This window comes from Actinomadura sp. 6N118 (genome assembly GCF_044326415.1).
In the GTDB taxonomy this organism is placed as follows: Bacteria; Actinomycetota; Actinomycetes; order Streptosporangiales; family Streptosporangiaceae; genus Spirillospora.
In genome coordinates, this window is the sequence record NZ_JBIRAZ010000025.1 from 123,874 (window position 1) to 150,797 (window position 26,924).

Consider the following 26,924-nt stretch of genomic DNA (forward strand, 5'->3'; position numbering starts at 1 on the left):
CTCCGGCCGGTCGCTCGCACTGCACACGACCGCTCTGCATGCGACACCTTGGACGTGGCCGAGACTAGTGGTGCGACGGCGTCCAGTCCGGCCATGCCGTTGACAAATACCAACTCGTGGACTTGTCCGCGGGGACGTATACCCCCGGACGCGGATCTACACGCGGTCAGCGGCGAACGTGTCAGCGGCGGACGTAGCGGTCCACGACGCGGCTCAGCGCCTCGACGACGGTCGGGTCGTACTCGGAGGCGGAGTCGAGCCGGAGTCGTTCCAGCACGGCGGCGCCGCGGTCACGGTCGCCGGAGTCGCCGACGAGATCGTCGTAGGCGTTGGCAACCTTGATGATGCGGCTGGCGAGCGGCGGCGGCACCGGCCGCTCGACGTGGGCGGCGGCGCCGTTGGGGGTCTCGCCGTGGCCGGTCCGGTACGGGTGGGACGACAGGTGCACGATGTGGGCCACCCGGTCGAGCACGCCGGTCTGTTTGATCACCTCGGAGCCGAGCTCGGCGATGCGGCGCTGCTCGGTCGGTGCGGCCAGCACGGTGGCGCCGCCGGGGATCGGGTCGGCGAGCGAGAGCTGGCCGATGTCGTGCATGAGCGCCGCGTACTCCAGTTCGAGGAGTTCCTCCTCGCACATGCCGAGCTCGCGGCCCATCGACACGGCGAACCGGGACACCCGGCGCGAGTGGCCGGTCTCGACGTAGCCGCCGACCTCGGTGACGCGCGACAGCGCGCGCACGGTCTGCAGGTACGTGGCGCGCACACCGGCGTAGCGGCGGAACGCGAACTGCGTGACCAGAATCGGCGCGGTGAAGATCAGCAGCGCCGCCGGACCCATCACGGTGGTGGAGACGGCGACGAGCATGGCCGTCGCTGTGGTGGCGGCACAGAGCGCGATCTTGGCGCGGATCTCGTCGCGCAACGCGATGCCGAAGCGCGTCCGCACCGCCTCGGCCCGGATCACCGACGCGACCAGGACGTCGGCGAAGCAGGCGAAGACGGCGACCACGCCCATCAACGTGAACAGCAGCGGCAGCGAATCGATCCCAGAGGTCACGAGCGGCCGGAAGCACAGCGACACCACGGCGACGGTGAACAGCCGGCGGGCCATCGCGTCCAGCCCGGGCGAGCGTCCGACCGCGATGTGCGGCAGCGAGCCGATGAGCATGCCGACGGCGGTCACGGCGACCACCTGCAGCGGCGAGTGCGTCGCCAGCACCACGCCGGGATCCGGGTCGGCCCCGGCGCTCTCGGGACCGACCCCGACCAGGAGGGCGTAGCCGATCGCGCCCGCGGTGGCGATGGGCGCCACCTCGCGGTTGCCGGGCATGACCATGCGGAACAGCTCACCGAGAGCGATCAGCACCCCGAAGATGACCGCGACGTCGGGCTGGACCAGGCCGACCGCGGCCACCTGCGTGACCGCGACGATGACGAAGAGCCCCGCGGAGGCGATCAGCAGCAGCTGGCCCGAGTCGAGCGTCTGCCACGCGGCACGTTCCTGGGTGGTCACCGTTACCGCCGGACCTCGTCGGTCGCGACGCGGATCGGCACGGTCGGATCATCGTGGTCCTGCAGGGTGATCTCCACGACGTTGTCCTCCGGCAGGACGACCGGCTCCGGGGGCTCCCAGCCGCTGCGTTCCAGGGCGCACAGGAACGCGTCGACCATGACCGGGTCGAAGTGGTCGCCCGCGCACTTGCGCAGCTCCACCACGGCCTCCTCGATCGTCCGGGCGGCGCGGTAGGAGCGGGTGGAGGTCATCGAGTCGAACGCGTCCGCGACACCGATGATGCGGGCGAACTCGGGGATCTCGTCGCCGGCGAGGCCCATGGGGTAGCCGCGGCCGTTCACCTTCTCGTGATGGTGCATGATCCCGGCGAGCGCCTCGTCCAGGAAGCCGATCTCGCGGACGATCTCCAGCCCGCGCATCGGGTGGAGCTGGATCGCGGCGAACTCCTCCTCGGTGAGGTCACCGGACTTCTGCAGCACCTTGGTCGGCACGCCGAGCTTGCCGACGTCGTGCAGCATCCCCGCGTAGCGGATGGCCTCGACCCGGTCCGAGCGCATGCCGATCTCCTGCGCGATCATCACCGAGCCGCGGGACACCCGTTCGCTGTGGCCGCGCGTGTAGTAGTCCTTGGTCTCGACCGCCTGGCAGAGCGCGGCGAGGGTGGCGGCGTGCGCCTGCTGCTGCGCGCGGGTCTGCTCCAGGGCCCAGCGCGCGATGAACAGCGGCAGCAGCACGAGCACGGCGGCGAACGGCCCGACCCGCGGCCACAGCCCCGCGATGAGCAGCCCGAACATGCCGTAGCCGAGGCAGCCGAAGGCGAGCCCGCCGCTCTCGCGCAGCAGCTCACGGAGAGTGGCCTGCTTGCTGAGTAGCAGGATGCCCGCCACAAGCAGCAAGTTGACCAGCACGAACGTGACGAGCGCGCCGAGGAACGGGCCGATGACGTGCTCGACCCAGTGGCCCCGCCCCGGCTTCAGGCCGTCGGGGGCGAGCGCCTCGAAGACGACGCCGGAGGCGAAGCCGCACAGCGCGAATTGCGCGCCGTTGAACAGCCGCTTGACCGTGGAGAGGCGGCGCTGCCCTGTGACGACCGCACAGAAGCCGAGCAGCGCGGCGCCCACCGGGTCGAGCAGGACGACCGACGCCAGGCTGGCGGCGAAGCTGAGGGAGACCCGGGCGCGCTCCAGGTTGAGGAGCGCGGGCGCCGAGTCGCAGATGAGGAAGAGCACCCCCAGGACCGCGAGCACGATCAGCGTCTCCCAGTCGAGCGGTTTGAAGTTCACCGCGATGAGACCGGTCGCCAGCGCCACCACTCCGCAGACGTACGCCCATGCCGCGAGCGGTAGTCCACGCATTGCCGCCCCCTCAGAGGTCGACGCGGCCGAAGCCGGCAGGCCTACGCCCAGGAAACGCCCCTGGACTCCAGCTGTGAGGACACCGTGGCGTCGCCGCCCTGCCCGCCGACATCACATGCTCTGGCATGGCTCCTCGCCCCGGCCACCCGGGCAGGTGATGATGCTCCCGTCGCTGATTTCGGCACAAGCCTAACCTGGGGGGCCCACGCCACACAGGCATGCGGGGAATCGTGAGCAAAGCGTGAAGCAATCGTCACCTTAAGTGATCAGCTGTCTCGGGACCGTGCCCACGCAACCGTTGCGGACAGACCCTCACGCAGCCTGACGGCGGGCGTCCAGCCGAGCACGGCACGGGTGGGGCCGGGGTCGACCGACATGGCGGGCAGGTCGCCGAGCCGCGGTGGCGCGAACGCCGGCTCGTCCGGCGCTCCGGCCGCCTCGGCGACGAGCGTGTGCAGCTCGCGGTCGGTGGTCTGCAGCCCGGTGCCGACGTTGAACCGCTCGCCGCCGCCCTGCTCGCCGGCCGAACGCATGAACGCGTCCACGACGTCGGCCACGTAGACGTAGTCGCGGGTCTGCTTGCCGTCGCCGAAGACCTGGGTCGGCCTACCGGTCAGCAGCGCGTCCGTGAAGATCGAGATCACCCCCGCCTCGCCCTCGGGCGTCTGCCGCGGGCCATAGACGTTGGCGAGCGTGAGCGTGGTGAAGTCGAGACCGTGCAGCGCCTTGTACGTCTGCGCGTAGATCTCACCGGACACCTTGGACGCCGCGTACGGGGACGCGGGCCGCAACTGGGCGTCCGGCGGCACCGGGAGGACGTCTGGCACGCCGTAGACCGCACAGCTGGATGTGAAGACCACCTTGCGGCTCCCGGCCACGCGCGCCGCCTCGAACACGTTGGCCGTGCCGACGACGTTCGTCCGGGCGTCGAGCAACGGGTCGGCGACGCTCAGGCGCACGCTGACCTGGGCAGCGAGATGGAAGACGACCTCGGGGCGGCGGCCCGCGACGCGTTCGGCCAGGGCCGGATCGGCGACGTTCATCCGCCACAGTTCGATGTCGGTACGGGTGTTGCCGCCCGTCGAGAAATCGTCGACGCCGACGACCTCATGGCCGTCGGCGAGAAGGCGATCGACGAGATGGGAGCCGATGAATCCGGCCGCGCCGGTGACGAGTGCGAGCACCCGAGTCACGATACCGAGCCGCGACCGCGGCGCGGGGGACCCTGGCAGGCCGGGTCAGGCCGGGCCGGCCCGCGTCAGGCCCGGCTCGGGCCGTTCACGGCCGGTTCAGGCCGATTCGGAGGACGTCGTCTCGGCGGACTTGATCTCGCCGCAGATCTGCTCGATGCGGCCGAGCACCTTGGCTCGCAGGTCGCCGGGCACGGGCTCGCAGCCGCAGGATTTGTTGACGAGCTTCTTCACGGCCTCCTCGAGGCCGTACTCCTGGAGGCAGGGGCCGCACTCGTCGAGATGCTCCCGCACCTGGCTGCAGCCACCCTGGTCGAGCTCGCCGTCGAGGTAGGTGTAGACCCGGGCGAGAACCTCGGTGCAGGGCGTCTCGTGGTGGTTGCCACAGCTCATGCCGATCCCTCCCTCGCACGGGTGAGGCCGCGCTCCTGAGCGTAGTCCTCAAGCATGCCGCGCAGCTGCCGCCGGCCTCGGTGCAGCCGTGACATCACCGTACCGATAGGGGTCCCCATGATGTCGGCGATCTCCTTGTACGCGAAGCCCTCGACATCGGCGAGGTAGACCGCGATGCGGAACTCTTCGGGGAGCTCCTGGAGCGCCCTCTTGACGTCGGAGTCGGGCAGGTGCTCCAGCGCTTCGGCCTCGGCGGACTTGAGCCCGCTGGAGGTGTGCGACTCGGCGCGCGCGAGCTGCCAGTCTTCGATCTCCTCGGTCGCCGCCTGCTGAGGCTGGCGCTGCTTCTTGCGGTAGGAGTTGATGAACGTGTTGGTCAGGATCCGGTAGAGCCAGGCCTTGAGGTTCGTGCCTTCCTTGAACTGATGGAAGGACGCGAAGGCCTTGGCGAAGGTCTCCTGCACGAGATCCTCGGCATCCGCCGGGTTTCGCGTCATGCGCAGGGCGGCCGAGTACAGCTGGTCCAAGAACGGGAGCACATCGCGCTGGAACCGTTCCTGGCGCTGCTCCACGGTCTCCGTGGTGCCCGGGACCTGACCCACCCCCTCCGTCGTGGCGACGCCGGCGGCGTCGTACCTCACAGACGATATAGGTCGGCGTGGCCTGACAACGCCAGCGGGTGCCCGCGTGCTGCCCTGAGACGGCACCACGGCGGTGCCGCTTGGGCTTTCTGCGACGGCTGTGGACATCGACTGCACCTCCGCTGGACGTTCTGTGTCATCTCCCGCCCACGCTGCGCCATCGGCCCTCCGAAACCGTTTCCGGAGCGTGAGCCGTACGCGTGCAGGCGGTTATGCATCGGTGCAACGCCGCCACCACCCCGTCGATTCCCGGCCGCGGACCGTGTTTTCGGGCGGGTCTCACCGGGCTTAAGTCAGGTCACCCATACCTGCACGGAGGGTGATGTGGGCGCCTCCGCGGGGAACAAGTCACATACGCGGCTAGAACAGGAGCAACCCTTTGCTACCGGTGCCGGCACGACCTCCGGAGCCCTCCATTGCCAGCCTGCGGAACTCTCCCGGTGACGGAGAGTCGCTGGCCATGTACTGGACGTTCTACTGGGCCGTGGCAGCGGCCCAGCTGGCGCGCTGGCTCCCCCGCCGTCCATCCCGGGTCCTGGACGTGTCCGGTGGCCATTCGCACAGCGGCGCGCACGCCGCCGCGGCCGGCCACACGGTGCTGGAGGTACGAGATCCCCATCTGGCCGCGGCCCCGCCCGTGGCGCCGGTGGCGCCGGCCGCCAACGGGAATGGCCGTCACCGGCCGCCGGCGCCGCGCTCCGGGCACAACGAGCACCACCCGCCCGGCACCCTGCGCCAGATCATCGCCGAGACGGGCGCCCTGCCGTTCCTCTCGGACGCCTGCGTGGACGCGGTGATCGCGGAGGACCGCACCCTCTCCCGCCACCTGGCGACCGAGTCGACCATCGCTGAGATCGCCCGGGTGCTGCGCCCCGGCGGCCGCGTGCTGCTGACGGTCGACTCCCTCACCCTCGGCATGGCCTTGCTGGCCGAGCAGAACTGCTGGGCCCACCTGTCGGACGTGCCAAGCGCCGAGGTCGTCCTCGTCCCCTGGCCGGACGGCACAATCACCCGCTGCTTCTGGGCCGATCAGCTACGCGAGCTGCTCACCGAGGTCGGGCTGGAGGTCGAGTGGATCAGGCCCCGCACGGTGCTCTCCCCGTCGACAGTCGAGCACATCCTGACTGCGTCCCCCCGCGAGCTCCCCCGCCTGGTCCGCACGGAGCTCAGCGCCCCGCTGGTCGACGAGTCCCTGGGAATCCACCTACTAGCCAGCGCCAGGCGTATTTGATGGCCTTTGGGGCCTTGGGCCCTCGCCTGGCGGCTCGGACCCAAACCCCAAAAGCGGCGAGCGCGACATCGCTTCACGACCCGTTAGCGCGCTCGCGCGCGGGCTGAGGTCGCAGACCCAAGCCCCGAAAGCCTTGCATTCACCGGAACGCCCTGTCGTGTTTGGCTTGGCAGACCATGCAGCGGGCGGCGTCCGGGCGTGCCTCCAGGCGGCCCGGCGGGACGTCCTTGCCACAGCCGATGCACTGGCCGTACGAGCCTTGCTCGATCCTCTGGAGCGCCGCCTGGACCGCGTTGCGGTGCCGTTCGAGGGATTCGAGCGCCGCTTCGACACGGTCGCTGTCGGTGAGGCCCGCACCCGCGTCGGCAGCGGAGTTCTCGCGCTCGGGGTGCTCGCCGGTAAGGATCGCGATCGAACGCTCCAGGTCGGCGAGCATGGCCTCAAGTCGGGTACGGGCGGTGGCGGCGTCCACGTGCTCCGAGCTCCTCCCGGTAATGCCCCGGGCAAAGGGGGTGGGCCTCGCCTCCGACCGCCACCGACGGGGAGCTCCGGCCAGGGGGTACCGGGCAGGAAGCGCCGGGACGGGACACCGGCGCGAAAACTACCGGTTGCGGCGGTCAGAACAAGGTGTCGGAATGTTTGCCAGAACTATCCCCCATTTGTCGAGGGCTGTATCAGTTCTGGACCGTTGTTTTTTACGCTGTTCACGGCCTTTGAGACCGGATAGGCCTCGAAGTTCCCGGCCATCGCGGGGGTGAGCAGCTCACGTACCTGGTCGGTGTCGGTCAGCCCCGGGTCGAGCCAGGCGTCCCAGCGGTCGGGGGTGACGATCATCGGCATCCGGTCGTGGATGCGGCCGAGCTCGTCGGGGGCGTCGGTCGTGATGACCGTGCAGGTCCACACCCATTCGTTCTCGGGCGACTTCCACAGCTCATAGAGCCCGGCCATCGCCATGACCGCGTTGTCCTTGGGATGGATGAAGAAGGGCTGCTTTTGCGGCTTTTTCTTCTTGGCCTTCTCCCCTTCGGCGGGGTCGTCCGTCCGGGAGTCTTCCAGGACGTACCACTCGAAGTAGCCGTCGGCGGGGAGCAGGCAGCGCCGCCTGGCGAAGGCCCGGCGGTACGCGGGCTTCTCATGCACCGTCTCGAACCGGGCGTTGATCATGCGGCTGCCGATGGACAGGTCCTTGGCCCACACGGGCACCAGCCCCCAGCGCACGGTGCGGAGTGTCCGTTGCGCCTCCTCCTCGGGCTCGTCCTTGGCCGCGCGCGTGAGCACGACCGGCACCTGTTTGGTGGGCGCGACGTTGTAGTCGGGCTGAAGATCCTTTTCGACGGCGTCGACCTGCACCTGGAACTCGTCGATCAGCTCCTGGCGCGCCCGGGCCGTGGCATAGCGACCGCACATGTGCCCATCCTGCCCGCTGGGTCTGACAGGCCACCAACCCAGACCGTTTCCGGACGGTGGGCGCACGCCAAGCTGCGCTTGACCGCCGCCAGCCCCCACCCGCCCGCCCAACAAGGGACAAGCTGCGCTTGACCCCTCGGGTGGCGGGCATAGAGGGCCCATGCGACCCTTCACGACTCTGGCCCGACCCTTCGTGGCGGCCCCGTACATCATCACCGGCCTGGAGACACTCCGCGACCCGCGTCCGCGCGCCGAGCAGGTCGCACCCACCGTCAAGCCGATCGCCGACCGTCTCGACTGGCTCCCCACCAAGGACCCCGAGAGCCTCGTGCGCATCGAGGGCGCGCTCAGCCTCGGCACCGGTGTGCTGCTGCTGACCGGCAAGTTCCGCCGCGCGACCACGTTCCTCATGGCGGTCCAGCTGGTGCCCGCCATGGCGAGCGAGCACCGGTACTGGACCGAGGACGACCCGGAACGCCGCAACAGCGAGCGTTCGCACCTCCTTAAGAACGCCAGTCTCTTCGGCGCCCTGCTCATGGTCGCCACCGAGCCGCGCCGCGGCCGCCGCGTCGGCGAGCTCCGGCAGCAGGTCCGCGACGCCCGCGTCCAGGCGGCCATGGAGTCCAAGGCTCTCCGCAAGGAGACCAAGGCCGAGCTCAAGAACGCCCGGAGGGAGGCGGCGCGGCAGATCAAGGAAGCCCGCAGGCAGGGCGACCGCAAGACCGCCAAGGCACTGGCCAGGTCGGCCAAGGCCGCGAAGGCGGCTTCCAAGGCGACCGTCAAGGGCACCTCCCAGGCCGCCTCCAAGGCCGGCACTGCCGCCGGCAAGGCCGGATCGGCCGCCAGCAAGGCCGGATCGGCCGCGTCCAAGCCCGTTCAGGCGGCCAAGGGCAGGGCGTCGAAGGCGCGGAAGCGCTGAACCTGGCGGCTCCGGAAGGGCCCGGCTTCCTCAAGCCGACCATAAGAAAACCTAAAATCCGTTGAACCACCCATGGGTGCGGCCTCGTACTGCCCACTGACCGCCCGTTCTTTCAGGGATCCCCTCCTACCTGACGGAGACGCCCGGCCATGGCAATGCCCGGAACAGTCGGACGCCCCACCGGGGGTGGGTTGCGGAACCTTCTCCGCCGCCCAAGACCGGTACGCGACGCCGACGACGAGAGACTCGTCGCGGAGCTGTACCGCGAGTACCACCGCCCACTGCTGGCCTTCGTGCTCCGGCTCACCGCGGGGGACCGGCAGTGGGCGGAGGACGTGGTGCAGGAGACCATGGTCCGCGCCTGGCGCAATGCCGACCGTCTCGATGCCACAACAGCATCCCTGATGCCTTGGCTCGCCACAGTCGCCAGACGTATCGTCATCGACAATCGACGGCACCGCGACGTCCGGCCGCCGGAGGTCGGCGACGGCGCCCTGGAGAACGTTCCGATGGCGGATGAGATGGACGGCCTCTTGCACAAGGTGGTCGTGGCCGAGGCGTTGAACGCACTGTCACCCGCTCACCGCGAAGTGCTGACCGAGACAGTCCTTCGCGACCGGACAGTCAATCAGGCCGCGGAAGTACTCGGCATTCCGGTAGGGACAGTCAAGTCCCGAGTTTATTACGCACTCCGCGCACTGCGCGTCGCATTGGAAGAAAGGGGGGTGACGGCATGACTCCAGAAGTCGAGCACACCGATGTCGGAGCCTATGCCCTGGGCCTTTTGGAAGAGGACGATAAAAGGGCCTTCGAGGCGCACCTCCGTGAATGCGAAACGTGCACCGCCGAGCTCGCCGAGATGAGCGGAATGGCGGACGCGCTGAGCGAGATCGGCTCTTTCACCGACGTCGGGCATGTGCACGGGCGGGGCGACGACGCCGCCCCGCCGGCCGCCGAACCCGACGTTCCGGATTCGGGGGACGCCCCACCCGACGCCGTTATCGACATGATGCGGCGCCGCCGTCAACTCGACAAGCGGCGCCGTCGCGGCACGTACGCGATCGGCTCGATCGCCGCCGCCGCGGTGCTGGCCACCGGGATCACGGTGGGCGCAGCGATCAACAATGAGGGCGGCGGCACCGAGCCCGGCCACAACCACGGCCCGGCGCAGGCCCTCGTCATTTGGGGCGAACGGCACAACGGCAGCGACGCCAAGACCGGCGCGGCCGGTGTCGTGGGCTTGGAGAGCAAGCTCTGGGGCACGCACGTCGGGCTTGAGCTGCGCAATGTGCGCGGCCCGCTGAAGTGCCGCCTGGAGGCGGTGTCCCGCACCGGTGAGCGAACGGTCGTCACCGGCTGGCGGGTCCCGAACAAGGGCTACGGCGTGCCCGGCTCGCCCGCGCCGCTCGTCACCCACGGCGGCACATCCATCCCGCGTGCGGACCTCGACCGGTTCGAGGTCGTGGTCGAAGGCGGCGGCGGGACCCTGCTGACCATCCCGGTCTGACCGTTCCAGTCTGAGGCCCCCATCTGACCGACCCTCGTACATCTGACCGACCCTCGTACCTGAGAGCCGCCCGGCAACGCGACCCCCGCCGGGCGGCTTTCGCATGTCCAAATGACAGGCGTCCAATTGATAAGGGAATCGCATCATTGAAATAAGAAAAGAAATGTTAAACCTATTGAACCCGGGTCGGCGACCACCGCGTGCCTCAGGGTGAAGGCAATAAAGCCACACCCTAGAGACCAGGGGTAAAACAATGTCCGTTCGCAAGATCGTGGTGCCCACCGTCGCCGCCGCCGCAATTATCGCTTCCCGGGGCCGGAGTGGCCGCCGCCACTGGAATTACCGGTGAAATCACCGGCGCCTCGAATAAGTCCGCCAATGGTAAATCCGCGGTCGCGGAGCAGGGCAACGGCCACGGCCACGGCCGCACGGCCGCAGCAGCGGCGGCCGCGCAGAACGGTGCGCTTCCCGTGGACGCCCCCGGGACCGCCCCTCAGGGCAGCGAGATCACCTACCTGGCGGCGAGCCTGCTCGGCCGCAACGAGGTGCCCGCGGCGGATGGGAAGGCCGTGGGCGACCGGGACGGGAGCGCGACGGCGCTGATCCGCATCCAGGGCGACCGGATCTGGTACGCGCTGCGCTGGAGCAATGTCGCGGCGCCGACCGCCGGGCACATCCACCTCGGCGCCAAGGGCGCGAACGGCGCGGTCAAGGTGCCGTTCTTCGCCGGAAACCTGCCGGACACCGCGCGAGCGGTCGCGGGAGTCGTCCAGGTCACCGACAAGGCCACGCTGGACCAGCTCAAGAGCAACCCGAACGGCTTCTACGCCAACCTGCACACGGGTGAGTTCCCGGGCGGAGCCGTACGCGGCCAGTTCCACAAGCTCAGCAAGCCCGCCGACCTGAACGGCGTGCTCATCGGCTCCACGCCCGCGACCCTGCAATCCATCGCCGACGGCGCGCAGGAGATCCCCAGCGCGGAGGGCAAGAAGACCGGTGACCCCGACGGCCGGGGTACCGCGTTCGCCCGCAGCCACGGCGCCATGATCACCTGGGGCTTCACCTGGTCGTCCACCGCTCAGCCGACCGTCGGCCACATCCACCAGGGCACCAAGGGCGTCAACGGCCCGGTCGCCGCGGACCTCTTCGCCGCCCCCGCCGGCCTCCCCGCCGGGGTGACCGGCCTGGCCGGGATGACGCCGGTGGCCGGCGACGTCGCGGACCGCATCATGCGCCAGCCGGAGAACTACTACTCGAACCTCCACACCGCCGAGTTCCCGGCGGCGCCATCCGTGGCCAGTTTGCGCCATTCAGCGGCACCCAAGCCCGGACGTTCACCAAGCCGGTCATCAGCGGCGCACAGATCTACCGCTGCACCAAGCAGGCCGACGGCACGCTCGCCTTCACGCAGGAAGGCGTCACCGCCACGCTGGCCGGCCCGATCGCGCACTCGTTCGTCAAGCCCGGCCCGCAGGGCCCGCCGCAGTGGGTCGCCCGGGATGGCAGCGCCGTCACCGGCAAGGCCGTCGTCAAGACGCCCAACGGCGATGGCAACATCCCTGAGCTCGTCCTCGACGCCACCCAGGCCGGCGCGAAGCAGGGCCTGCTGGCCGGTTCGACCGCGATCCTCCGCCTGAACACCATCGGCGGCGTCGCCCCCGCGGGCACCTGCGCCCCTGGCGCCGGCGCCAAGGTTCCCTACCAGGCTGACTACCTCTTCCTCGGCTGATCGTCTTCCTCGGCTGATCGCCGAGGGTCACGACCGGGCCCCGCATTCCCGGGGAGCGCCGCACGGTGGCCGGTCCACGCCACCGTGCGGCTTTCCGCTGCCAGGATCCCGGCTCGCCACCGCATCCCGATAACCTTGGGGTTATGCCTGCTCCGCACTGGTCCGCCCCGGTAGCCCATGCCCCGGTCGACGCCACCGTGGCGATTCCCGGGTCCAAGTCGATGACCAACCGTGCGCTGATCCTGGCCGCCCTCGCAGGCTCCCCCACCTCCGTGACACGCCCGCTTCATAGCCGCGACACCGAGCTCATGGCCGAGGCGCTGCGTTCGCTCGGGGTGGGCATCGGCGAGGCCGCATCCAACAAAGACGCGGACGACTGGCAGATCCTCCCCGGCAAGCTGACGGGCCCGGCGCACATCGACTGCGGCCTCGCCGGCACCGTGATGCGGTTCGTGCCCCCGGTCGCGGCGCTGGCTGACGGCGAGGTCGTCGTGGACGGCGACCCGTACGCGCGCAAGCGCCCGATGGGCCCGATCATCACGGCGCTGCGCGCGCTGGGTGTGGAGATCGACGACGGCGGACGAGGCGCTCTCCCGTTCACCATCCGGGGCACCGGAGCCGTGCGGGGCGGGACCGTCACCATCGACGCCTCCAGCTCCTCCCAGCTGGTCTCGGGCCTGCTGCTGGCCGCGCCGCGCTTCGACAAGGGCGTGGAGCTACGGCATGAGGGGCCGCCCGTCCCGTCCGCGCCGCATCTGGCCATGACCGTCGAGATGTTGCGCGCCGTGGGCGCGACGGTCGAGACCGAGGAGAACGTGTGGCGGGTGGCGCCGGGCCCCCTCCGCGGCGGCGAGACCGTCATCGAGCCGGACCTGTCCAACGCCGCGCAGTTCCTCGGCGCCGCGCTGGTGACCGGCGGCCGGGTCACGGTGCCCGGCTGGCCCGAGCGCACGACGCAGCCCGGTGACGCCCTGCGCGACCTCCTCGCGGCGATGGGCGCCGAGGTGTCACGCGGGCCGGGCGGCCTGACCGTCCGCGGCACCGGCACGTTCGACGGCCTCGAAGCCGACCTGCACGAGGTCGGCGAGCTCACCCCCGTCCTGGCGGCCCTCGCCGCGCTCGCCGCCACCCCCTCCCGGCTGACCGGGATCGCGCACCTGCGCGGCCATGAGACCGACCGGCTCGCGGCCCTGGTCAACGAGATCAACGCGTTCGGCGGGGACGCCCGGGAGCTCCCGGACGGCCTCCAGATCAACCCGCGCCCGCTGCACGGCGGCGTCTTCCACACCTACGACGACCACCGGATGGTCATGGCCGCGGCGGTCCTCGGCCTCGCCGTTCCCGGCGTCGAGGTGGAGAACGTGGCCACGGTGGGCAAGACACTTCCCGACTTCACCAAGCTGTGGGGCTCGATGGTGACCGCCTCTCCGCTCGGCCCCGCCTAGAAGGGTCCGGACCACTGGCACGCCGAACACGCGACTACGACGAGGACGACGTCCGGGTACGCCCCGGGCGCCGCGGCTCCAAGCCGCGCACCCGGCGCCGCCCGGCGCACGACGACGCGGTCGCCGGCTTCGTGACGGCCGTGGACCGCGGCCGTTACCAGTGCCTGCTCGACGACAGCACCGACGAGGGCACCGACGACCGCCCAGATCTAGGTGGAGGGACGACCCCGCACGACCCCCGCAGCGCGGAAGAGGCGGCGGCACGGCCGGGAAGGCGCAGGGTGGTCGCGATGCGCGCCCGCGAGCTCGGCCGCAAGGGCGTCGTCGTGGGCGACCGGGTCGCGCTGGTCGGAGACGTGTCCGGCGATCCCGACACACTGGCGCGGATCGTCCGGGTGGAGCCGCGGACCTCGTCCCTGCGCCGCACGGCCGACGACACCGACCCGTTCGAGCGGATCATCGTCGCCAACGCGGACCAGCTGGTGATCGTGACGGCGCTCGCCGATCCCGTGCCGCGGCCCCGGATGATCGACCGCCAGCTCGTCGCCGCGTACGACGCGGGCATGGACCCGCTGCTCTGCCTCACCAAGGCCGACCTGGGCGACCCCGACGCCCTGGTGGCCGAGTACGCCCCGCTCGGCGTCCCGTACGTGGTCACGGTGCAGGGCGAGGAGCTCGGCGAGAACCGGGAGCTGCGCGGCCACCTGAAGGACCGCATGAGCGTGCTCGTCGGCCATTCGGGTGTCGGCAAGTCGACTCTGGTGAACGCCCTCGTCCCGGACGCCGAGCGCGCCGTGAGCCATGTCAACGCGGTCACCGGCCGCGGCCGTCACACGTCGTCCTCGGCGGTCGCGCTGGAGCTCCCCGACGGCGAGGGCTGGATCATCGACACCCCGGGCATCCGCAGCTTCGGCCTCGCGCACATCAAGCCCGAGAACGTCATCCACGCCTTCGAGGACCTGGCCGAGGGAGCCGCCGAGCGCTGCCCGCCGCACTGCGACCATCTCCCCGGTGGCCGCAGCGAAGCGAGGACCACCGGGGAGCAGTTGCCGGGGGGCCTGGGGGGTCGCCCCCCCAGAGAGGCAGGGCAGGACTGCGGGCTGGACGAGTGGGTCACCGAGGGGCACGCGTCCCGGGCACGCCTCGACTCGCTCCGCCGCCTCTTGGCCGCGCGCGAGGGCGAGGCCGAATAGTGCAGGGCGGAATAGCGCAGGGTCGGTTAGCGCAGGCCGTACAGCGCAGAGCAAATAGCGCGGGATTCGCCGCCCCGTCGTCGGTATCGTCCTGCTATGCCCCACGTCATCGCAGAGCGGTACGAGCTCGTGGAACTGCTCGGCAGCGGTGGCATGGGCGCCGTCTGGCGGGCCCGTGACCGGATGCTCGACCGCGAGGTGGCGATCAAGGAGGTCGCCCTCCCGGCGGGCATGGACGAGGAGCAGCGCGAGCGCGTTGACGCCCGGACGTTCCGCGAGGCCCGCTCGGCCGCCCGGCTCGACCATCCGGGCATCGTCACGGTCTACGACGTGGTCGAGCACGAGGGCCGGCCCTGGATCGTGATGCAGCTGGTCCGGGCTCCCGCGCTCGACCGGGTGATCTCGCGCGAGGGGGCGCTGCCGCCCGCCCGGGTCGCGGCGATCGGCGCCGACGTCCTGGACGCCCTGCGCGCCGCGCACGCGGCCGGGGTGGTGCACCGGGACGTGAAGCCGGGGAACGTGCTGCTCCCCCACAACCGGGCCGTCCTCACCGACTTCGGCATCGCCACCGTGGCGGGCGACGAGACCCTCACCCAGGAGGGGGCCATCGTCGGCTCGCCGGCGTACCTGGCCCCGGAGCTCGCCCGCCACCAGAAGGCATCCCCGGCGTCCGACATGTGGTCGCTGGGCGCGACGCTCTACGCCGCCGTCGAGGGCCGTCCCCCGTACCAGCGGCAGGACGTCTGGGGCGTGATGGCCGCCGTCCTCAACGACGATCCAGACCCGATGCGGCAGGCCGGTCCCCTGCAGCCGGTGCTCGAAGGGCTGCTCCGCAAGGACCCGGAGCAGCGGCTCCGCGCCGAGGACGCGATCCACCAGCTGCGGCAGATCGCCCAGGGCACTCCGGAGCCGGCCTGGTCGCCGTCCCCGGTCGGGGGCACGCCCGCCCGGGACATGACCCTGCCTCCCACGCCTCCGCCGCCCACGATGGAGACCCCGCCCCGCCGTTCCACTGCGCAGCGCTGGGCCATCGTCATCCCGGCGGGCGTGCTCGCCGCCGTGCTCGTGGCAGCGGTGATCGTCTTCATCTCGTTCATGGGTGACGACGACAACCCGAGAAGCGGCACCTCACCCGGCGCGGTCAGCCGGACCACCAGCGGCGGTGTCACGGCGTCCCGCCAGCCCCAGACCAACGCCCCGGCGGGTTTCCAGACCTACAGCGGGACGTTCGCCGCCGCCGTCCCGCAAGGCTGGAAGCAGGAGCAGGTCGGCCGCAACGTGTCGTTCACCGACCCGGACGGCGCCGCCACCCGTGGCATCTTCTTCCAGCACCTCGCCAACACCACGGGCAGCGAGGCGAGCCACCTGAACAGCGCGGCGCAGAACTTCCAGAACGACTCCAGCTACGCCAACTACAAGCAGGTGGCATGGCGCGAGAACATCCCGTTCCAGGACGGCAAGGCCGCGGAGTTCGAGTTCACGTTCAACAAGAACAGCAAGGCCGGGCATTGCCGCGTGCGGGTCTTCTCGTACAACGGCGCGCTCTACATGACGTTCCTCGTCTCGGGCCAGCACAACTGGCAGGACAGCAACGCCAAGTTCGAGACGTTCCTCTCAAGCTTCCGCCGCCCCTAGGAGCGTCCCCGGGGCGGGTCGTTCGGCGGACGGCGCGGCACGATGAGGGGCGGCCGGGACGAAGACATCCCCGACGGGCCGGGCTGCCGCGCTGTCTCTGGCGGAGTGGCGGCCGTTTCCTTCGCCTGGGAGCGCGCCTCGTCGAGAAGCTCGTCCTCGGTGGGGGCGATGGAGACGATCACCAGGAGCACGGTCGCCACCAGGCTGATAAAGATGATCAGCGGGAGCAGGAAGTCGAACGGCCGCGCGCCGTCGGGCACGTGGACGGGGCCGTCGAGCTCCACGCGCATGGCCGCCATGCCGGTGTAGTGCATGCCCGACACCGCCACACCCATGATCAACGCGGCGCCGACGGTGGCCCGGGTGCCCCGTACCCGCAGCGTGAACCACAGCGCCACGGTGGCCGCGGCCATCGCGATCAGGACCGACAGCAGCACGACGCCGAAGTGGTACCCGACGTGCGCGGACGTGTGCATCGCCGCCATGCCCGTGTAGTGCATGCTCGCCACACCGATGCCGGTGACCACGCCGCCGGACAGCAGCGGTGCCAGCTGCGGGCCGCCGAAGCCGACCGTGAACAGCCCGACGCCCACGACCCCCATCGCGATGAACGCGCTGAGCAGCGTGAGCGGGACGTCGTAGCGGATCTGTGCGCCGGGGACGCGGAAGCCGAGCATCGCGATGAAGTGCATCACCCAGATCCCGGTGCCCCCGATGGACAACGCCGCGAGCCCGAGCCAGGAGGCCCGCCGAGTCCCCTCGGTGGCGCGGGCGCGCGCCGTGCACATCAGGCCGAGCAGCGAGCCGACCACCGACATGACGTATGCGAGCAGGGGCGTCGAGACCCCATAGGCGAAATGGTGCACTTCAGCCATCACGAATCCCCCGAATGAACTGCGCCAATGTGGACGCATGCTAACGAGTCGATCAGTAGGTGAAACAAGGACTTGCTTGACCGCTTGCGGCCAGGGCGACCTCTGATGCGAAGGTTGCCGAAGATCGCTAACGATCCCTCTACGCCCAATGAGACTTGGGAAGTTCAGGTGCAAAAAGGGAATCAGTGGTGAGAATGGTCATATGAATCGGCGGGGGTTCCTGACGACCACAGCGGTGAGCGCCCTCGCGGCAGGGTGCTCCTCGGACGAGCCACGCACGCCCCCACGGCGTCCTCCCGCCGCCTCCTCCCCTGTCTCGCCTGGTCCGACGGGTGCGGCCGACTGGAACGCGCTCGCCCGCACCCTGGACGGACGGCTGATCCGGCCCGGCGACGCCTCGTACGCCCGGGCTCGCCGCCTCTACATCCCTCGTTACGACCGCATCCGCCCGGCGGGGGTCGTTTACTGCGACAACGCCCAAGACGTGGCCGAGTGCATGGCGTTCGCGGCCCGGCAGCGGCTGCCGGTGGCGGTGCGCTGCGGCGGGCACAACTACGCGGGCTGGTCCACCGGGCCGGGCCTGGTGATCGATGTGTCCGCGATGAGCACGGTCGAATACGACGGCGGGCGGGCGGTGGTCGGTGCCGGGACCCGGCTGATCGATCTGTACGACCGGCTCTCGCGCGAGGGCCGCGGTGTGCCTGCGGGCACATGCCCGACGGTGGGGGTCGCGGGGCTGACGCTGGGCGGCGGGTTCGGGGTCCTGTCCCGCGCGCACGGGCTGACCTGCGACGTTCTGGAGTCGGCACGGGTCGTGACCGCCGACGGCCGCGTCGTCACCTGCGACGCCGACCGGGAGCCCGAGCTCTTCTGGGCGTGCCGGGGCGGTGGCGGCGGCAACTTCGGGGTCGCGGTGGAGTTCACGTTCCGGACGCACGAGGCCGCCGACCTGACCACGTTCGACCTGCGCTGGCCCTGGTCGCGCGCGGCCGCCGTGATCAGCGGCTGGCAACGCTGGCTGCCGTCCGCCGCCGACGGTGTCTGGACCAGCGCCCATATCAACGCCCAGCCCTCCGCGGGCACCCCGACGATCGAGATCACGGGGGTGGCGCTCTCCGACGCCGGACCCGATCTCGCCCGGCTCGCCGCCGCCGTGGGGGTCGATCCGGACGGGCCCAACCTCCAGCGCCGCTCCCACCTCGCGACCATGCAGCAGGTGGGGGGCTGCGCGGGCCGGACGATCGACGGCTGCCACAGCCAGGGCACGCTGCCGGGACAGCGCCCATCGGGACGCTTCCCGCGGACGGACTACGCGGGCAAGTCGCACATCGTGTCGCGCCCGCTCTCGGACGACGCCATCGCCACGCTGGTCGCGCGGTTCACGCGCGGCAACGATGTGACAGGCAGGTCAGTGCTCATGGACGCGCTCGGCGGCGCAGTCAAGCGGCTGCGGCCCGGCGACACCGCGTTCCCGCACCGGCAGGGCCTGTACTGCATCCAATACCTGGCGAACGGCGGCGACCGCGAGTGGCTGCGCGGCACCCATCAAGCCATGGAGCCGTACGCGGGCGGCGCCGCGTACGTCAACTACATCGACCCCGAACTCGCCAGCTGGCGCCAGGCGTACTACGGGCCCAACCTCGACCGCCTGACCAAGGTCAAGGCCGCGTACGACCCACAACGGCTCTTCCGCTTCCCGCAGGCAGTCGGCTGACCGCCGCAGGCTGTCGGTTGGCTCCGCTCAGCTCTGGCTGAGCTCGTCGTAGAGCTCGTTGGCGCGTTCTTCGGCCTCGTTCAGAACCTTGACGTGATCGGGCGCCAGATCCTCCACGCACAACGTCATCGCGGTGGTCACATGGCTGAACGCGGACTCCTCGGCGCCGCGCAACGCCGCCCGCACCGTCGCCGAACGGGCACCGAGCGCGGCCCACTCCAGCTCCAGCCGGGCGACCGCCTCGTCGAAGGCGCGCGAGGTCTCGGCACCCAGCTCCTGGAGTTCGTCCGGGATCGGGCCGCGGCCCGCCTTGCGGGCCCGGCTGGACAGGCCGGAGATCCGGCTGGCGAGCGTGAGGCCCTCGCGGGCCAGCGGCAGCACCTCGTGGATCAGGTCGGTCACCGCCTTGGCCAGTTCCTCGACCCGTGTGAGCAGCGTCTGGGTGGCCTCTTCCAGGGCGGCCGACGTCCGGGCGGCGACCTGCGTGGCCACCGCCTGCTGCTGCTCGGTGAGCACCGGCACCACGTCGGTCTCCAGACGGCGACGCAGCTCCCTGACCTTGGCGGCGTCACGTTCGCCGGGCCCGGCCCGCTCGATCCAGTCGGCCCAGATCTTCTCGATCCGGCTCTCCCCGGACGCGCCGATCTCGGCGGCGATCTCGTCGAGCGCCTCACCGGCCCGGCTCTTCAGCCGTTCCACCCGTCCGTACAGGGCCTCCCGGCGGAATGGGTCGTTCAGCTCGTTGAGCAGCGCCTGCAACCGCCGGGACACGTCGATCGCGTGTTCGGCGAGCGGGACAAGCCGGTCGGCGAGCTCTTCGAGCGTCTGCGCCCGGCGTGGGTCGGTCAGTTCGGCCACCCACCCGGGAAGGTCGTGCGCCATTCGCCCATGCTCCCATTAATGAGGCCGATCAGCCGGTCGCAACGCCTTGTCCGAGCGTCGAAGGTTCTTCCACCCGGTAAGAGTGTCGGCGCAGGGTGTGATCACGGTAGCGTGTCACGCCGTGGCAGGCTATTCCGATGACCTGCGTCTCGCCCATGTGCTGGCGGACGCGGCCGACGACATCACGACCAAAAGGTTCAAGGCACTCGATCTGAGCATCGAGACCAAGCCTGACCTGACCCCGGTCAGTGACGCCGACCGCAGCGTCGAAGAACAGATCCGTGGCACCCTCAAGCGGGCTCGCCCCCGGGACGCCGTCCTGGGCGAGGAGTACGGCAGGACCGGTTACGGCGCGCGCTGCTGGGTCATCGACCCGATCGACGCCACCAAGAACTTCGTCCGCGGCGTTCCGGTGTGGGCCACGCTCATCGCGCTGATGCAGTACGACGAGGTCGTCGTCGGCCTCGTCTCGGCGCCCGCCCTCAACCGCCGCTGGTGGGCCGCCCGCGGCGGCGGCGCCTGGACGGGCCGGAGCCTCGCCCGCGCCACCCGGCTGCAGGTCTCCTCAGTCTCCGAACTGTCGGACGCCTCGCTCTCGTTCTCCAGCCTCAGCGGCTGGGAGGAGCAGGGGCGGCTGGAACGTTTCCTCGACCTCGGCCGCTCGGTCTGGCGCACCCGGGCCTTCGGCGACTTCTGGTCGCACATGATGGTCGCTGAGGGCGCCGTGGACATCTCCACCGAGCCCGAGGTCTCGCTGTGGGACCTCGCCGCCCTGCAGGTGATCGTCGAGGAGGCGGGCGGCATGTTCACCGACCTGGCCGGCGTCCCGGGCCCGGACGGCGGCAGCGTGGTCTGCACCAACGGCAAGCTGCACGCCGACGTCCTCCGCACACTGGGCGGCGGTCAGCTCTCTCTCCGTATCTGATCAGCCCCCCGCATCCGCTCCATCTCTCCGTATCTGATCCACAACGCTTCGCACTTCTTGGACGGCCGGACACTCGCGACATATCGTGGAACCGGCAGCCCCTTCGCAGCCGTTTAACAATCGGGCGGCCATACGGAGGTAGGAGATGTCCACCAAGACCAAATTCGTCATCGGCGGTGTCGTCGTTGGCTTCCTCACCCTGTTCATCTTCCCGTGGTGGGTCACCGCACTGATCATTCTCGGCGTCCTCGGCGCACCGCTCGCGGGCTACCTCATGCTTGACCCCTCCCAGCGCAAGCGGGTACGTGCCCAGGGCCGCAAGCGTCTCGGCAGCTGATCCGTTGCCCGCGCTGGCCTACGGCCGGGAGCGGTGTGCGAGCATCGGCTCGTGACTCGGATCGGCGTGGTGGGCGCGGGCATTCTCGGCCTGGCGGTGGCCAGGCGGCTCGCTGAGCTGCGTCCGGACGCAGCTGTGACGGTCCTCGACAAGGAGGACCGGATCGCCGCCCACCAGACCGGCCACAACAGCGGCGTCGCGCATGCCGGGCTGTACTACGCCCCCGGATCGCTCAAGGCGACCCTGTGCCGGCGCGGCATCAACCTCCTCAAGGACTACTGCGCCGATCACGACCTTCCCTACGACGAGTGCGGCAAGGTCGTGATCGCGCGTTCCGCCGACGAACTCGGCGCCCTCGCTGAGATCGAGCGGCGCGCGACCGAGAACGGCGTGCCCGGCCTGCGCCGCCTGTCCGCCGCCGGGCTCCGCGAGATCGAACCACATGCGACCGGTGTGGCCGCCCTGCATTCCCCCACAACCGCGATCGTGGACTTCACTGCGGTCGCCCGCGCGTACGCCGACGACGTGGGCAAGGCGGGAGGCGAGGTCCGGCTGGGCTTCGAGGTCGTACGGCTGCGGCGCGCGGGCGATCAGGTCGTGGTGTCGTCACCGGACAACGAACTCACCTTCGACCACCTGGTGGTGTGCGCCGGCCTGCACTCCGACCGGGTGGCGAGACTGGCCGGGGACTCTCCCGCACCTGCGATCGTGCCGTTCCGAGGCGAGTACTACCGTCTCGTCCCGGCGCGCACAGATCTCGTCCGCGGGCTGATCTATCCCGTGCCTGATCCGCGCTATCCGTTCCTCGGCGTGCATTTCACACGGCGGGTGGACGGCGGCGTCGACGTCGGCCCGAACGCCGTCCTGGCGCTGGCCCGCGAGGGTTACCGTCGCCGCGACATCCGCCCGGCCGACCTCTGGGAGACTCTGCGCTGGCCAGGTTTCCGGCGTCTGGCCCGGCGGCACTGGCGTACGGGGCTCAAGGAGATGTACGGCTCGGCGGTCAAACGCGCGTTCCTCGCCGAGGCGCAGGCCTTCGTACCTGAGCTGACCGCCGCCGACATGGTGCCCGCACCCGCCGGCGTACGGGCGCAGGCGGTGGACTCGGACGGCTCCCTCGTGGACGACTTCCGCATCGGCTCGATCGGTCCCATCACCACCATCCGCAACGCGCCCTCCCCCGCGGCAACGTCTTCCCTCGCGATCGCCGAATACGTGGCCGCCCAGGTGATCGATCACCGGTAGGACACGATCGCGCCGGTCCCGGTACGCCCGTAGGCACCTCCGGCCGCCGGCAGCCGCGATGACCCCACCCCGGTGACGACGGCGGGAACCCGATGAGCGGCATCGGCCAACAGAAGCCGACCATGCCCGCATTCGGAAGAATCGCTGTGACTCAAAGGGGCCCATGTGACCATCGAGCAAGGCAGCGCGGACGAGAGCGACGCCTCCATCATCGAACGGTCCTTGGATGAGCCGGAAGGGTTCGCCACGCTGTTCGACCGCTACGCCGATGACATTCACCGGTACGCGGCCCGGCGGCTCGGCGCGCACGTCGCGGACGACCTCATGGCCGAGACGTTCGTCATCGCCTTCCAGCGACGTGACCGCTACGACCTGGCCCGCGCCGACGCGCGTCCCTGGCTGTACGGGATCGTCAGCAACCTGGTCGGCCACCACGGCCGTGCCGAGGCCCGCCGGCTGCGCGCGATGTCGCGGCTGCCCGCCCCCCAGGGGGACGAGCCGCTGGCCGACCGCGTGACCGACCGGGTCGGCGCCGAGGACACCCACCGCACACTGGCAGGTGCCCTGGCGCGGCTACCGGCTCGCTACCGGGACGTTCTGCTGCTTGTCGCGTGGGGCGACCTCAGTTACGAGGAGGTCGCCGAGGCACTCGGCACGCCGCTGGGAACAGTGCGCTCACGCCTTTACCGCGCTCGAAGAAAACTCTCCGACGACCTGGGCGGGGTCGATCCGACGTCCGTAACGGAGGAGCCCATCCATGGATGACCTCAAAGTCCTGCGCGAACTGGAGGCCGATGTGCCGCCGCTCACCGCGTCCGCCAGGACCGCGGCCCGTATCCGCCTGCTCGCCACCATCGACGGCGCGGCGGCCCGCAGGCCCGCCCGCCGCCGTCCGGTCCTGTTCATGGCCGTCGCTGCGGCCCTGGCCGCAGGTGCGGCCGCGGTCCTGCTCGTCCCGGGCGATCCGGCCACCACGCCGCCCCCGGTGCAGCCGGTGAGTGCCTACGAGGTGCTGGAGACCGCCGCCAGAACGGTCGAAGCCCAGCCTGAGACCACGCCGCGCCCGACCCAGTGGGTGTACGAGAAGTCGCTGCATGCCCCGGGGAACACCCGGCGGCAGGTTCACGAGTACTGGATCCGGTTCGACGGCCGCACGCACGCATCCATCGAAGCCGGCCGCCTCGAGATCAAGCCCGCGATCAAGCCGGGGTACGACGACAAGAGTCCCCAACAGTTGGTCGTCTATCTCAAGAAGCTGCCACGCGATCCCGAGGGGGCGCTTCAGCGGATCTACCGGGACTTCGATCACTACGCCGGAGCCGACCGCAACGACAAGGCGTTCCGGGTGATCTCGGACCTGCTCTCCCACAACGTGGCGCTGCCTCCGAGCGTGCAGGCCACGCTCTACCGGGCCACGGCGCGGATCCCGGGGGTCGCGGTCAGCAAGAACGCCACGGACGCCGCGGGCCGTCCGGCCGTCGCGGTCACCCGCGAAGGCGACGGCGTCCGCGGGGAGGTCCTTCTGGCCCGCGGCAGCTACCGCTTCCTGGGCTTTCGCATGACCACCACCCGGGAGCAGAAGCGCTCGATCCGCGGAGAGTCGGCCGTCCTTCCGAAGGGCACCGTGAGGATGAACGTCGCGCGTCTCGCATACGGCATCGTCGACAAGCCGGGCGGCCGTCCCTGACCGCTCACGAAGGCCGGCGCCGCATCAGTACCACCGATGCGGCGCCGGCCCACGTGCTGCCGGGACGCAGACATGTCATGACTCATGGGACCGCATGTGGCCGCGACCGCCGCGCCGGCGGGACGAATCCTTGACGCCGGTCACCAAGGGATGGCGTCGTTCAGGGAGTCCGGGCCGCGGAAGGTGCCGGTGGGCCGTCGGCGGGGATGGTCCAGTTCCTCGCCGTCCATATGGAAGGCGATGTCCTCGGGATCGGTGCAGGGAGCGGGGTCTTGTCGACTGCCCGCAGGCTGCCGCTGGTGACCAGATGGGAGACGGCCGACTCGCCGCCAACCAGCCGAGTGCGCGCCGCGTCCGCGTCGTCAGCGGCCGCGGCCAGCGATCCACGTACTCGGCGCTCATCCACGACATGTCGGCCATAGGCCGAGAATGTCAGGTGCGGCGGGCTCGCAGGACGGTGTCGTGAACCGTGACCTCCTGACCCTCCCCCTTGTGCTTTTCGAGGCGGGGGCGGGCCTCGGCGGTGACGATCTCCCACTCGTCCTTCGGGAGCGAGTCGGCGACCTCTTCGGCGGTGTAGAAGAGCTCGGGCATCTTCAGGGGCCGCACCCCGGTCTCCATGTCGGACGGATGATGCGCGACGATCAGCAGGGTGCCGCCCGGGGCCACCATGCCGGCGAGCCGGGCGAACAGGATCTGCCGCGGCCCGTCCGGCGGGTGCGTGAACTGCGACGAGATCAGGTCGAACTGCTGGCCGGGGTCCCAGGTATTCATGTCGCCCTGTACCCACTGAACGCTCTTGGTCGGGTCGTTCACGGCGCCGCGTTCTAGCGCAGTCTGGGAGTAGTCGACCGCCGTCACCTTCCAGCCGCGTTCCGCGAGCCAGACGGCATCCGCGCCCTCGCCGCAGCCGACGTCGAGCGCGGTGCCCGGAGTCAGCTCGGAGGTCTCGGCCACCAGCTGGACGTTGGGACGGCCACTCCAGACGTGCTCGTGGGAGCTGTAGCGCTCCTCCCAGTAGCTCTCATCGAACATTCTGGATGTCCTCCTCGACGAGGTCGTAGTTGATCATGGCGCCGGCGTTCAGCCCGGCCGCGGCGGACACGATGACCTGGGCCTTGAGGTCGGTCACATTGCCGGCCACGTAGACGCCCGGAACGGAGGTGGCACCGCTCGGGTCGGCCGGGATGTGACTGCCGAAGACGGTGCCGTTCATCTCCAGCTCCACCGGCTTCAGCCCGAGCGCCTCGAACAGGCCGGCACGGGCGGTGAAGCGCGGCGAGACCACAAGGGCCTGGCGCGGAACGACCTCGCCGGAACGCAGCCGGACGCCGGTGAGCCGATCGTCGCTGACTTCGATCCCGGCGACCTCGCCCTCGACGAAGGTGATCCCGCGCTTGGCCAGTTGCTCGCGTTCGTCCTCGGCGGGCGCGGGCCCGGTGTGGACGAAGTAGGTCACGTCGGCGCTCAGCTGGCTGAAGAGCTTGGCCTGGTGCAATCCGAACGGGTTGGTGCCCAGCACACCGATCGCCTGGTCGCGCACCTCCCAGCCGTGGCAGTACGGGCAGTGCAGGACGTCGCGTCCGAATCGTTCGGCGATACCCGGCACGTCGGGCAGCTCGTCCACCAGCCCGGTAGTGATCAGCAATCGGCGCGCATGCGCAGCGCTTCCGTCGGCCAGCTCGACATGGAAGCCGTCGTTCGCCTTGCGAGCCGCGGTCACGGTCCCGGAGACGATCTCGCCGCCGTAGGACGTGACCTCGCCTCGGCCGATGGCCAGGAGCTCGCCGGGGGGTGTGCCCTCGCGCCCGAGGTAGTTGTGAATGTGTCCGGCCGGGGCGTTGCGCGGCTCGCCGGCGTCGATCACCAATACTGAACGGCGCGAGCGTGCCAGGGCCAGGGCCCCGCTGAGCCCCGCCGCACCTCCACCGATCACGATGACGTCGTACTTCGTGTTATCCATGGCCACACTGTCAACGATGTGTGCCGGGATTGACAAACCTCGTTGCCAGAACGGCAACAAATCAGAAGATGCCGAGACTGGGAAGGAGCTTCTGCGCGGCCTTCACGATGTGGTCCGCACTGCTGAGCGCCTTCTCGATCTCAGCCTCGTCCGCGCTGTCACCTGGAAAGGCCGGATACTCCAGCTCGTTGCGGCGGATGCGAAGGCCCCTGAACGGCTTGAACACCTCGCCGAACTGAGCGCGCAGCACCTCGTCCACGACCAGGTGCCCGCCCTTGGTCGTCGGCCGGAGCCCCTGGTGGGCGAGCACGGCGGTCCCCGCAAGGCGCGCGGCGTCATAAGCGAGGACGTAAGCGCTGTCGCGGTCGGTGGCACCAAGCACGACCGCCGAGGCATAGGTCCGCTGTGCCTTTGTCAACCAGGGTTCACCGTCAGCGGCTGGACCCTGGACCTTCTGCAGCTCCCCGGTGGCGATCAGCCGTTCGATGACGGCTTCACCTCGTGCCCAACGCGCCATGCCGCCTCACCCGTCCGCCGGAAGATCACCGTATGCAATCACGAACGGCGATGCCTTGACCTGCTGAACGAGCGGATCCGTGCCGGCAAGCCAGCGATCGGCGGGCCGGACGACCGGGTTGACCGGCAGGTCGAGCCGGTCCTGGGCGACCTCCGCCGCCTCGTAGACCTCCGCGCGGTCGACGTCCCCGAGCACGAGCACGTCCACGTCGTTCGGGAACGGACCGGCCTCGCCCTCATAGCGCCGGGCCCACGAGCCGAAGATCAGCACCGTCTGGACCCCGGCCACCTGGGCGAACGAGTCGGCCACCGCCACCTGGGGACCGAACGTGAGCGTGAGCAGCCGGGCCAGCGCGTCGGCGACCAGGTGGCCGGTGTTGGCCCGCAGCAGCCGGGAACGACCGACCGCCCGCGCAGTGATGAGCTCCGCGTCCAGCAACCGGCCCACCTCGCCGTGCAGCGTGGACATCGACACGCCCAGCCGCCGGGAGAGCTCCGCCAGCGTGAAATCCTGGTCAGGATGGAAGAACAGCACGGTGAGCAGGTCGGCCTGATGCCGAGACCTGAAGATCGGCAGGAGCGGCGGCGCCTCACTTCGCATAAGCCGAATATATCTCCGCAC

The 26,924-nt window shown here is 70.3% G+C and carries 27 protein-coding genes and 1 pseudogene; 15 read left to right on the forward strand and 13 right to left on the reverse strand.

What is annotated here, in order from left to right; translation table 11 throughout:
• Positions 1-181 precede the first annotated feature (181 nt).
• The 5 genes from ACH34W_RS45045 to ACH34W_RS45065 form a co-directional block, all read right to left on the reverse strand.
• On the reverse strand, positions 182-1,513 hold the full coding sequence (locus tag ACH34W_RS45045; protein WP_395967376.1) for an HD-GYP domain-containing protein: 1,332 nt from the start codon (positions 1,511-1,513) through the stop codon (positions 182-184).
• Positions 1,514-1,515: 2 nt separating this feature from the next.
• Positions 1,516-2,868: an HD-GYP domain-containing protein gene (locus tag ACH34W_RS45050; protein ID WP_395967377.1), complete on the reverse strand. Its 1,353-nt coding sequence runs from the start codon at positions 2,866-2,868 to the stop codon at positions 1,516-1,518.
• A 266-nt stretch (positions 2,869-3,134) separates the two neighbouring features.
• Positions 3,135-4,052 (reverse strand): NAD-dependent epimerase/dehydratase family protein, encoded by a 918-nt coding sequence (locus ACH34W_RS45055; RefSeq protein ID WP_395967378.1) that lies wholly within the window; start codon positions 4,050-4,052, stop codon positions 3,135-3,137.
• A gap of 105 nt (positions 4,053-4,157) precedes the next feature.
• Positions 4,158-4,451 (reverse strand): mycothiol system anti-sigma-R factor, encoded by a 294-nt coding sequence (gene rsrA / locus ACH34W_RS45060; RefSeq protein WP_395967379.1) that lies wholly within the window; start codon positions 4,449-4,451, stop codon positions 4,158-4,160.
• Complete coding sequence (locus ACH34W_RS45065; RefSeq protein ID WP_395967380.1) at positions 4,448-5,092, reverse strand: sigma-70 family RNA polymerase sigma factor; 645 nt, start codon at positions 5,090-5,092, stop codon at positions 4,448-4,450. Before ACH34W_RS45065 ends, rsrA begins: the two co-directional genes overlap by 4 nt.
• 379 nt (positions 5,093-5,471) lie before the next feature.
• On the opposite strand from ACH34W_RS45065, the gene ACH34W_RS45070 reads away from it, so the two are divergent.
• A complete protein-coding gene (locus tag ACH34W_RS45070; RefSeq protein WP_395967381.1) occupies positions 5,472-6,323 on the forward strand; it encodes a methyltransferase domain-containing protein in 852 nt (283 codons plus the stop codon).
• 139 nt (positions 6,324-6,462) lie between these two features.
• Here ACH34W_RS45070 and ACH34W_RS45075 read toward each other — a convergent pair whose 3' ends face one another.
• Positions 6,463-6,795: a TraR/DksA family transcriptional regulator gene (locus tag ACH34W_RS45075; protein WP_395967382.1), complete on the reverse strand. Its 333-nt coding sequence runs from the start codon at positions 6,793-6,795 to the stop codon at positions 6,463-6,465.
• 176 nt (positions 6,796-6,971) lie between these two features.
• On the reverse strand, positions 6,972-7,730 hold the full coding sequence (locus tag ACH34W_RS45080) for an SOS response-associated peptidase (RefSeq protein ID WP_395967383.1): 759 nt from the start codon (positions 7,728-7,730) through the stop codon (positions 6,972-6,974).
• Positions 7,731-7,890: 160 nt separating this feature from the next.
• Between ACH34W_RS45080 and ACH34W_RS45085 the strand changes: the two genes are divergently transcribed.
• The 8 genes and pseudogenes from ACH34W_RS45085 (at position 7,891) to ACH34W_RS45120 (ending at position 16,158) form a co-directional block, all read left to right on the forward strand.
• Entirely contained in the window at positions 7,891-8,649 is a 759-nt protein-coding gene (locus ACH34W_RS45085) for a DoxX family membrane protein (protein WP_395967384.1), read from the forward strand.
• Between the two features lie 191 nt (positions 8,650-8,840).
• Positions 8,841-9,386 carry a sigma-70 family RNA polymerase sigma factor gene (locus ACH34W_RS45090; protein ID WP_395967385.1) on the forward strand — a complete coding sequence of 182 codons (546 nt, stop codon included), beginning with the start codon at positions 8,841-8,843 and terminating at the stop codon, positions 9,384-9,386.
• Positions 9,383-10,156: an anti-sigma factor family protein gene (locus ACH34W_RS45095; RefSeq protein ID WP_395967386.1), complete on the forward strand. Its 774-nt coding sequence runs from the start codon at positions 9,383-9,385 to the stop codon at positions 10,154-10,156. The genes ACH34W_RS45090 and ACH34W_RS45095 overlap by 4 nt, the downstream gene beginning before the upstream one ends.
• A gap of 470 nt (positions 10,157-10,626) precedes the next feature.
• Positions 10,627-11,427, forward strand: a pseudogene (locus ACH34W_RS45100) (CHRD domain-containing protein); the annotation flags it as partial.
• A 92-nt stretch (positions 11,428-11,519) separates the two neighbouring features.
• Positions 11,520-11,885, forward strand: a complete 366-nt coding sequence (locus tag ACH34W_RS45105; RefSeq protein WP_395967426.1) for a DUF3455 domain-containing protein — start codon at positions 11,520-11,522, stop codon at positions 11,883-11,885.
• Between the two features lie 143 nt (positions 11,886-12,028).
• Positions 12,029-13,330, forward strand: a complete 1,302-nt coding sequence (gene aroA / locus ACH34W_RS45110; protein ID WP_395967387.1) for a 3-phosphoshikimate 1-carboxyvinyltransferase — start codon at positions 12,029-12,031, stop codon at positions 13,328-13,330.
• A 14-nt stretch (positions 13,331-13,344) separates the two neighbouring features.
• On the forward strand, positions 13,345-14,523 hold the full coding sequence (gene rsgA, locus ACH34W_RS45115; RefSeq protein WP_395967427.1) for a ribosome small subunit-dependent GTPase A: 1,179 nt from the start codon (positions 13,345-13,347) through the stop codon (positions 14,521-14,523).
• A 96-nt stretch (positions 14,524-14,619) separates the two neighbouring features.
• Positions 14,620-16,158: a serine/threonine-protein kinase gene (locus ACH34W_RS45120; RefSeq protein WP_395967388.1), complete on the forward strand. Its 1,539-nt coding sequence runs from the start codon at positions 14,620-14,622 to the stop codon at positions 16,156-16,158.
• Here ACH34W_RS45120 and ACH34W_RS45125 read toward each other — a convergent pair.
• On the reverse strand, positions 16,155-17,033 hold the full coding sequence (locus tag ACH34W_RS45125; protein WP_395967389.1) for an MHYT domain-containing protein: 879 nt from the start codon (positions 17,031-17,033) through the stop codon (positions 16,155-16,157). The two genes, ACH34W_RS45120 and ACH34W_RS45125, sit on opposite strands and share 4 nt — an antisense overlap.
• A gap of 202 nt (positions 17,034-17,235) precedes the next feature.
• On the opposite strand from ACH34W_RS45125, the gene ACH34W_RS45130 reads away from it, so the two are divergent.
• Entirely contained in the window at positions 17,236-18,747 is a 1,512-nt protein-coding gene (locus tag ACH34W_RS45130; RefSeq protein ID WP_395967390.1) for an FAD-binding oxidoreductase, read from the forward strand.
• A 27-nt stretch (positions 18,748-18,774) separates the two neighbouring features.
• On the opposite strand, the gene ACH34W_RS45135 is transcribed toward ACH34W_RS45130, so the two are convergent.
• Positions 18,775-19,629 carry a hypothetical protein gene (locus ACH34W_RS45135; protein ID WP_395967391.1) on the reverse strand — a complete coding sequence of 285 codons (855 nt, stop codon included), beginning with the start codon at positions 19,627-19,629 and terminating at the stop codon, positions 18,775-18,777.
• A 121-nt stretch (positions 19,630-19,750) separates the two neighbouring features.
• On the opposite strand from ACH34W_RS45135, the gene hisN reads away from it, so the two are divergent.
• The 5 genes from hisN to ACH34W_RS45160 all read left to right on the forward strand — a co-directional run bounded on the left by hisN (position 19,751) and on the right by ACH34W_RS45160 (position 23,823).
• Positions 19,751-20,554, forward strand: coding sequence for a histidinol-phosphatase (gene hisN, locus ACH34W_RS45140; protein WP_395967392.1), 804 nt, complete (start codon positions 19,751-19,753; stop codon positions 20,552-20,554).
• Between the two features lie 145 nt (positions 20,555-20,699).
• On the forward strand, positions 20,700-20,891 hold the full coding sequence (locus ACH34W_RS45145; protein WP_151566177.1) for a hypothetical protein: 192 nt from the start codon (positions 20,700-20,702) through the stop codon (positions 20,889-20,891).
• Between the two features lie 51 nt (positions 20,892-20,942).
• Entirely contained in the window at positions 20,943-22,136 is a 1,194-nt protein-coding gene (lhgO, locus tag ACH34W_RS45150; RefSeq protein ID WP_395967393.1) for an L-2-hydroxyglutarate oxidase, read from the forward strand.
• 165 nt (positions 22,137-22,301) lie between these two features.
• Complete coding sequence (locus ACH34W_RS45155; RefSeq protein ID WP_395967394.1) at positions 22,302-22,901, forward strand: RNA polymerase sigma factor; 600 nt, start codon at positions 22,302-22,304, stop codon at positions 22,899-22,901.
• Positions 22,894-23,823 (forward strand): CU044_5270 family protein, encoded by a 930-nt coding sequence (locus ACH34W_RS45160; RefSeq protein ID WP_395967395.1) that lies wholly within the window; start codon positions 22,894-22,896, stop codon positions 23,821-23,823. The genes ACH34W_RS45155 and ACH34W_RS45160 overlap by 8 nt, the downstream gene beginning before the upstream one ends.
• A gap of 432 nt (positions 23,824-24,255) precedes the next feature.
• Here the strand turns inward: ACH34W_RS45160 and ACH34W_RS45165 are convergent, their stop codons facing one another.
• The 4 genes from ACH34W_RS45165 to ACH34W_RS45180 form a co-directional block, all read right to left on the reverse strand.
• Positions 24,256-24,858, reverse strand: coding sequence for a class I SAM-dependent methyltransferase (locus ACH34W_RS45165; protein WP_395967396.1), 603 nt, complete (start codon positions 24,856-24,858; stop codon positions 24,256-24,258).
• Positions 24,848-25,786: an NAD(P)/FAD-dependent oxidoreductase gene (locus tag ACH34W_RS45170; protein ID WP_395967397.1), complete on the reverse strand. Its 939-nt coding sequence runs from the start codon at positions 25,784-25,786 to the stop codon at positions 24,848-24,850. The genes ACH34W_RS45165 and ACH34W_RS45170 overlap by 11 nt, the downstream gene beginning before the upstream one ends.
• Before the next feature lie 61 nt (positions 25,787-25,847).
• A complete protein-coding gene (locus ACH34W_RS45175) occupies positions 25,848-26,303 on the reverse strand; it encodes a hypothetical protein (RefSeq protein ID WP_395967398.1) in 456 nt (151 codons plus the stop codon).
• A gap of 6 nt (positions 26,304-26,309) precedes the next feature.
• Entirely contained in the window at positions 26,310-26,903 is a 594-nt protein-coding gene (locus ACH34W_RS45180) for a hypothetical protein (protein WP_395967399.1), read from the reverse strand.
• Between the last annotated feature and the right edge of the window lie 21 nt (positions 26,904-26,924).